The sequence below is a fragment of the Microcystis sp. M079S1 genome (assembly GCF_020246425.1).
Taxonomy (GTDB): domain Bacteria; phylum Cyanobacteriota; class Cyanobacteriia; order Cyanobacteriales; family Microcystaceae; genus Microcystis; species Microcystis aeruginosa.
This window is the reverse complement of sequence record NZ_JADBSZ010000142.1, coordinates 1-5,414: the sequence shown is the minus strand read 5'-3', so window position 1 is coordinate 5,414 and position 5,414 is coordinate 1. Positions and strand designations below refer to the sequence as shown.

Sequence of the window (5,414 nt, the reverse complement as noted above, 5' to 3'; positions counted from 1 at the left end):
TTTGAATTGTTCATCTGATAAGTTTTGATAATCCATAATTTTGCTAATAAACATAGCAAAATTATAGATGATTTCCTGACCTAAGATCACATTTTATTCTTTTTTCCACTTCAATCTAAGAATTGAGAAAAAAGCAAAACCCTCCATTATACCATAAAAAAATTATGCAAGAGGTCTAGTTTCTAGCACAGTATCATCAGCTAATATTTCACCTGAAGTAGCAGCAGCCCCAGCAGCTGATGATACTGGAACATCAGGCGAATTTTTCAATCAACTAAAAGGGGTGCCGATCGAGTATTTGATATCGACACCACTAATTGCCGCTGCACGTTCTAACATGGCACTCGCTACGGTAATGTTGGAATTTATCGACATGATAGGTTTTGATAAAGACGGCAAGACTCGTCTGATTACTTTTACACTGACACGGCCTGATGAAAACCCAGTAAGCAAGCAGTGGGAGAAACAGACACTTACGGTAGAAGCCCCTTTACTTGGTCTTGTCCCTATTCCAGCATTGCTGATTGATTCCGTCGATATCAATTTGACTGTTAAGATTGATAGCACTTTGACGACAACTTCAAATACGACTAGTAAAGCAAGTGTTGGGGCTGAAGCTGACTGGGGATGGGGGAAGGCGACTTTTTCAGGCTCTGTTTCTACATCGCAATCAAATACGAGAACAACCGACCAATCCGCGACGTTTACAGTGGATGTGCACGCTCAACAACAGCCATTGCCAGAGGGAATGGCAAGGTTGATGGATGTGATGGCAAGCTGCATCACGCCACTGCCGACGAGTACATAATCATAAGGTCAGTAGCGGTGATCTCAAAATGAATTATGGTCACCGCCGCAGGCAGAAAATAGCGGGGCAGTGTAGCTTCTATCCTGCCCGATCTAATTTTATGACGACATCTTTGAGATCAAAGCGAGATCATGATGAAAAGACAACGAGAAGAGAACCCTGAAACCAAACCAGAGCCAAGACGTTCAAAAAGGCAAAAGAAAAACCAGTTACAACAAGTACCTAAATATTTTAAAGATCCATGCTACACTTGGGAGCGAAATAGAAACGCTGGTGGAAAAAAATCAACAGCAATATTAGGTCCAAACAGCCTAAGCGGAATGGGAACAGATGCGAACTCTAAGTTACCTTCTGGAATTGAAAAAGCAAGAGGTAAATATAAACAGTGTTTTTTTAAGGCTGGTCATCTTTTGAATGCAGACTTTGGTGGCGATGGCAAAGATGGTAGGAATCTGACAATTTTGACCGCTACGGCTAATACATTTATGACAAGCTTTGATAACAACATTAAGAAAGCAGTAGAAAAACTAGAAAAATTGTATGAGAGTGTTGTTAATAATCTCTTTTCCAATGAATACAATCTAGCAAAACTAAAATATGGCATCCAGGTTACGATTGAAGTAAGCGAAGAAAAATGGGGCGCACAAATACCAGATAGTTACATAGCAAAGAGTGTGAAATGCAAGGCTGAGATAACTGGCGAGAGATCTTTGGACAATCTGATCCAAGAAGTCACATCCTTTGCAAAAAAATCACAAAATGAAGATCTCGTAAAACGCATAAAGCAAACAGAACAAGAAATTAAAAATATAAAAAAGAATATTAACAGTTATGTGCAGAAGGCTAACCAACGAGGAGATATCACAAACAAAAAGTACGATCACTGATCGTGGCGGATGCGTTACTTAACGCGCCTTTTTGCTTTGAATTACGATAAGTTTGTCTATTATATGCGCTACACTACCATAACCCATCCTACCGTTATCCATCGCCAATATTATCGGGAATAATGGGAATTTCTGTCATTCCCCAGTCGGTCGGAAAAAAGCCATGATAAACCGATGAACCCTAGAAAAACGCCAATCCTGCGGTTTAAAACCTAACCCATACCGGCCTGGATTGTCATGGGTATCATCACAACATAAAGATTCAATCCCGTAAACTGCCTTACCCAATATGCCCTTTTTCTCTTAATTGTGATTTTTATAAAAACTCAACATTTCTATACATATAATCAGGGTCTAAACATTCCCAAATCAAAACTAAATTGCTAATAATCTTTCCGATAGATTGACCTTGACGCGAATAAATAATACCACAATGTTCCAATCCCATTGAAGACAAAACCAGAAAATCATCATCAAAAGTGAAAACAACTCGGCCTTGCGACAAAGCATAAGCTAATTGCTCTTTATCAGAAGCCCCAATTAATCCCTCTTCAGGAGACGTTGTAATATCAATCCCTCTCATCCTTAAACCTTTGGCGATCGCATTAGAGACACTTTCATCAAGATGAAACTTCAGCTTATTGGCCATTATTCCCCTTTAAAATTTTTTCGACCAAAGAAGGCTGATCCCCTTGTAACTGTTTAGCAAAATTTTCGCTGGCTTCAATATCTTGGCGAATTTCTTCTCGATGATCATGGTAATACGCTAAAGCCGCATAAACATCAGCTAAAGTAATTGTTGGGTAATTATAAACAATTTCATCAGGAGACATTGCCATTTTTTCATGCCAGATGACAATATCTCGTACTTTAATACGGTGACCCGCAATACGAGGTTTGCCCCCACAAACACCAGGTGTTACTTCAATGTGTTGTGTAAAAACTAAAGATGACATAATCGTTAATTTAATTTATTTCTATGGATTGTAGCATTTTTCTTAAAAATGCGATCACTGCTCGTGTCGGATGTGTTACTTAACGCGCCTTTTATTGCGGCATCAGGAATACTTGTATCATCGCCAAGCTTTTGAGCAGACAGGAATTACAGAGCCAGTCCGTTGAAATTAGCCGTTAAAATTAAAAAGGAAACCAACCAAACAGCAAACCATGCTAAAAACCATCGAAGGCATTTATCAGGATGGACAAATCCGCTTCACCGAACTACCGCAAGATATTGGCGATCACCTGATAAACCCTTTCATCCAGTGCGATCGCCCGCTTCTGGTTAATTAAACTTTAAAACCGCGATTGTTTTGGTTTTTGAAAGAGCGAGCGCCGTGCTAACCTAGTGGACAGAAAGTAATCTACAAGCGATCAGTTGAAGCCATGAGTGAAGCCGTTGTAACACTTCTTAGACAGTTCAAAAAACTTTCAGCTAGAGAAAAATCTGAGTTCCTTTCAGCCAGCCTGAGTCCGACTGGAGACTATGGTGATTGGAGTAATGATGATGCAGTTCTTTTTGCCGCTCAATCGTTTGCTCGTCTAGATGCAGAGGAGGAAGCAGATGGGGAATCCGAAGCCAGTTCGTAGCGAAGTTTGGTTGATTGATTTTGGGATAGCGGCAAAAGTACGCCCCGCTCTTGTTGTGAGTGAACCTTATGGAGATGAGGATCGAGCTTTGATTGGTGTGATTCCTCATACAACTAGTATCAGAGGCTCCCAATATGAGATTCAGATCGACCTTCCCTTTCTGAAAAGAAAAGGTGCCTTCCTACTTCAGGGTTTTGTAACCGTTCCTCCACCCTATTTTGTGAAAAAGCTTGGAATGCTATCGGAATCACAGATGAAATTAATTGAAAACGGGCTGAAAGATTGGCTCCGCCTTTAATAATCGTCATATAAACCTTCGTCTTCTGGGGCATAACTATTCAAAAAAGAAGAATGAAGGCGATCGCTAACCAAGGTTTTGGGCTGAATGGTAATCACCCACTTCCCTTTACCAATTCCTTGCACAATAGAACTGAGAAGATTGAGTTGCTCCCCTTCTTCAATTTCTACTTCAAAAGCTAATTTTAATAACTGATTTTTCATAAAGCAAAAACACTTATAATATTGAAGATATTAGCACAGCGCATAGAAGCATCAGTGATCGCCATCATCTTTGCAATAAAGCATAAGCTAACTATTCCTCATCAGAAGCCCCAATCAGTCCTTCCTTTGAAGACATTGTAACATCAATCCCTCGCATCCTTAAACCTTTGGCGATCACTAATGACTAACATGGTACACCCAAGAAATGTCAATTCCATCCCAACCTAAATACACCTGTAAAGAATGTTAAGTTTTTAACCCATCAAATCCTGACATTAATCCGTATTGTTTCAATTTTCGTTCAATCCTGATGTATTTCTGCTGATAACTGCTTCACTTTTCTAAAGGATTCAATTATCCCACTAATCGAAAAGCAGCATCAATCGGCAATTGTAACGGTAAGGATTGATTCCAGCGTTTCGAGAAAAATAAAATCTCCAAATTCTCAATCTCCCCAGAAGTCGGATTTAGACGAGCGACAATTTCATCCCCAATCTCCTCCGACTCTTGATCTGCATAGGGAGAACAGACATCTACATAAAGAATATCTCCCGTCGGGTCATAGCGAAAAGTTAGATTTTTTTCCATACCATTATTCCCCCTGTAATTTTTCGGGCTGTGTATATAGTCACGATCCAATGACGACTAAGATTAGATTGGGAAACCACCACCACAATTAAAAATCGTCCCGTCCGAATCGTTGAAAACCACTTAGAAAATAACAACGCCTTTTCATCGTGATCGCTAGAACGAATTAAATCTGGATCAGCTAAAGTCTGGGCTAATTGCTCCTCATAATCGGGTAATGTCCCCGGATGGCGAACAATAATATGCTGTTCTCGCTCATCGGTTAATTCAACCTCTACTTCTAAATAACTACAGAAAAAAGACCTGGTCAAATTTTCTTCATGTCTCCAAAACTGATCTTAAATTTAAAAACCAAAACTTAATCATTGGCGATCACAGCTGCCAATATCAGAGACATGAAACGTGAAAACAACTCAGCCTTGCGACAAAGCATAAACTAATTGCTCTTGATCAGAAGCCCCAATCAGTCCTTCCTCTGAAGACATTTTAACATCAATCCCTCGTATCCTTAAACCTTTGGCGATCGCCTTAGAAACACCTTCATCCAGAGCGATCACTGCCTTCTTGTTAATTAAACTTTAAAACTGCAATTATTTTGGTTTTTGAAAGAGCGATCGCCGTGTTACCCCAAGGGATAGAAAATAGTCTACGAGCTATCAGTTAAAGCTATGAGTGAAGCAGTTGTAACACTTCTCATTGCGATCGCTGATCCCATAGGATGGTTTAGCATACTGTAACCCGTCAAAAACATTGATGACTAAGGCAAGTATTTTTTAGTATTGCAAAATTTAGAAAATTTTGCGGTCGCGGTTTTATTGTTGATGGTTGATAAGGGGCGTTTTTCAAAACAATTTGCCTTGAAAACTTAATGCTAAAATGAAATTAAGTCAACAAAAATCTGGCTCTTCGTTACTTGGTATGGTTCGATATGGGGGCATAAATCGACTAAATCCTTATCTGGCAAGAGATTTAATTGATTAGTTCGTTCCAGATCGCAAACAATTGACAAAAATTGCGGTAATGTCTGTTTCTATAAGGGT

At 39.5% G+C, this 5,414-nt stretch carries 11 protein-coding genes; 5 read left to right on the top strand and 6 right to left on the bottom strand.

Annotation, left to right across the window (positions count from 1 at the left end):
• Nucleotides 1–283: 283 nt before the first annotated feature.
• A complete protein-coding gene (locus IM456_RS09445) occupies nt 284–808 on the top strand; it encodes a DUF2589 domain-containing protein (RefSeq protein ID WP_172970566.1) in 525 nt (174 codons plus the stop codon).
• A 131-nt stretch (nt 809–939) separates the two neighbouring features.
• The gene (locus tag IM456_RS09440; RefSeq protein ID WP_149988331.1) at nt 940–1,695 is read left to right on the top strand and encodes a hypothetical protein; all 756 of its coding nucleotides are present in this window, start codon (nt 940–942) and stop codon (nt 1,693–1,695) included.
• A 316-nt stretch (nt 1,696–2,011) separates the two neighbouring features.
• Here the strand turns inward: IM456_RS09440 and IM456_RS09435 are convergent, their stop codons facing one another.
• Both IM456_RS09435 and IM456_RS09430 read right to left on the bottom strand, forming a co-directional pair.
• Nucleotides 2,012–2,344, bottom strand: a complete 333-nt coding sequence (locus IM456_RS09435; RefSeq protein ID WP_079205520.1) for a DUF5615 family PIN-like protein — start codon at nt 2,342–2,344, stop codon at nt 2,012–2,014.
• Nucleotides 2,334–2,651 carry a DUF433 domain-containing protein gene (locus IM456_RS09430; protein ID WP_002769338.1) on the bottom strand — a complete coding sequence of 106 codons (318 nt, stop codon included), beginning with the start codon at nt 2,649–2,651 and terminating at the stop codon, nt 2,334–2,336. Before IM456_RS09430 ends, IM456_RS09435 begins: the two co-directional genes overlap by 11 nt.
• 211 nt (nt 2,652–2,862) lie before the next feature.
• On the opposite strand from IM456_RS09430, the gene IM456_RS09425 reads away from it, so the two are divergent.
• The 3 genes from IM456_RS09425 to IM456_RS09415 all read left to right on the top strand — a co-directional run bounded on the left by IM456_RS09425 (nt 2,863) and on the right by IM456_RS09415 (nt 3,583).
• Nucleotides 2,863–2,988, top strand: a complete 126-nt coding sequence (locus IM456_RS09425) for a hypothetical protein (protein WP_287692702.1) — start codon at nt 2,863–2,865, stop codon at nt 2,986–2,988.
• 93 nt (nt 2,989–3,081) lie between these two features.
• Nucleotides 3,082–3,285 carry a hypothetical protein gene (locus tag IM456_RS09420; protein ID WP_002797544.1) on the top strand — a complete coding sequence of 68 codons (204 nt, stop codon included), beginning with the start codon at nt 3,082–3,084 and terminating at the stop codon, nt 3,283–3,285.
• The gene (locus IM456_RS09415) at nt 3,260–3,583 is read left to right on the top strand and encodes a type II toxin-antitoxin system PemK/MazF family toxin (RefSeq protein WP_004163786.1); all 324 of its coding nucleotides are present in this window, start codon (nt 3,260–3,262) and stop codon (nt 3,581–3,583) included. Before IM456_RS09420 ends, IM456_RS09415 begins: the two co-directional genes overlap by 26 nt.
• On the opposite strand, the gene IM456_RS09410 is transcribed toward IM456_RS09415, so the two are convergent.
• The 4 genes from IM456_RS09410 to IM456_RS09395 all read right to left on the bottom strand — a co-directional run bounded on the left by IM456_RS09410 (nt 3,580) and on the right by IM456_RS09395 (nt 4,931).
• Nucleotides 3,580–3,786 (bottom strand): hypothetical protein, encoded by a 207-nt coding sequence (locus IM456_RS09410; RefSeq protein ID WP_004163790.1) that lies wholly within the window; start codon nt 3,784–3,786, stop codon nt 3,580–3,582. The two genes, IM456_RS09415 and IM456_RS09410, sit on opposite strands and share 4 nt — an antisense overlap.
• Before the next feature lie 354 nt (nt 3,787–4,140).
• Nucleotides 4,141–4,374, bottom strand: coding sequence for a DUF2283 domain-containing protein (locus IM456_RS09405; RefSeq protein WP_002769319.1), 234 nt, complete (start codon nt 4,372–4,374; stop codon nt 4,141–4,143).
• Nucleotides 4,359–4,685, bottom strand: a complete 327-nt coding sequence (locus tag IM456_RS09400) for a hypothetical protein (RefSeq protein WP_002797545.1) — start codon at nt 4,683–4,685, stop codon at nt 4,359–4,361. The genes IM456_RS09405 and IM456_RS09400 overlap by 16 nt, the downstream gene beginning before the upstream one ends.
• A gap of 102 nt (nt 4,686–4,787) precedes the next feature.
• A complete protein-coding gene (locus IM456_RS09395; RefSeq protein ID WP_249267810.1) occupies nt 4,788–4,931 on the bottom strand; it encodes a DUF5615 family PIN-like protein in 144 nt (47 codons plus the stop codon).
• Nucleotides 4,932–5,414 lie beyond the last annotated feature (483 nt).

Excerpts from the sequence above, each read along its gene's own strand:
- IM456_RS09440 (WP_149988331.1), top strand. The coding sequence starts at position 940 with ATGATGAAAAGACAACGAGAAGAGAACCCTGAAACCAAACCAGAGCCA.
- IM456_RS09435 (WP_079205520.1), bottom strand. The coding sequence starts at position 2,344 with ATGGCCAATAAGCTGAAGTTTCATCTTGATGAAAGTGTCTCTAATGCG.
- IM456_RS09430 (WP_002769338.1), bottom strand. The coding sequence starts at position 2,651 with ATGTCATCTTTAGTTTTTACACAACACATTGAAGTAACACCTGGTGTT.
- IM456_RS09425 (WP_287692702.1), top strand. The coding sequence starts at position 2,863 with ATGCTAAAAACCATCGAAGGCATTTATCAGGATGGACAAATCCGCTTC.
- IM456_RS09420 (WP_002797544.1), top strand. The coding sequence starts at position 3,082 with ATGAGTGAAGCCGTTGTAACACTTCTTAGACAGTTCAAAAAACTTTCA.
- IM456_RS09415 (WP_004163786.1), top strand. The coding sequence starts at position 3,260 with ATGGGGAATCCGAAGCCAGTTCGTAGCGAAGTTTGGTTGATTGATTTT.
- IM456_RS09410 (WP_004163790.1), bottom strand. The coding sequence starts at position 3,786 with ATGAAAAATCAGTTATTAAAATTAGCTTTTGAAGTAGAAATTGAAGAA.
- IM456_RS09405 (WP_002769319.1), bottom strand. The coding sequence starts at position 4,374 with ATGGAAAAAAATCTAACTTTTCGCTATGACCCGACGGGAGATATTCTT.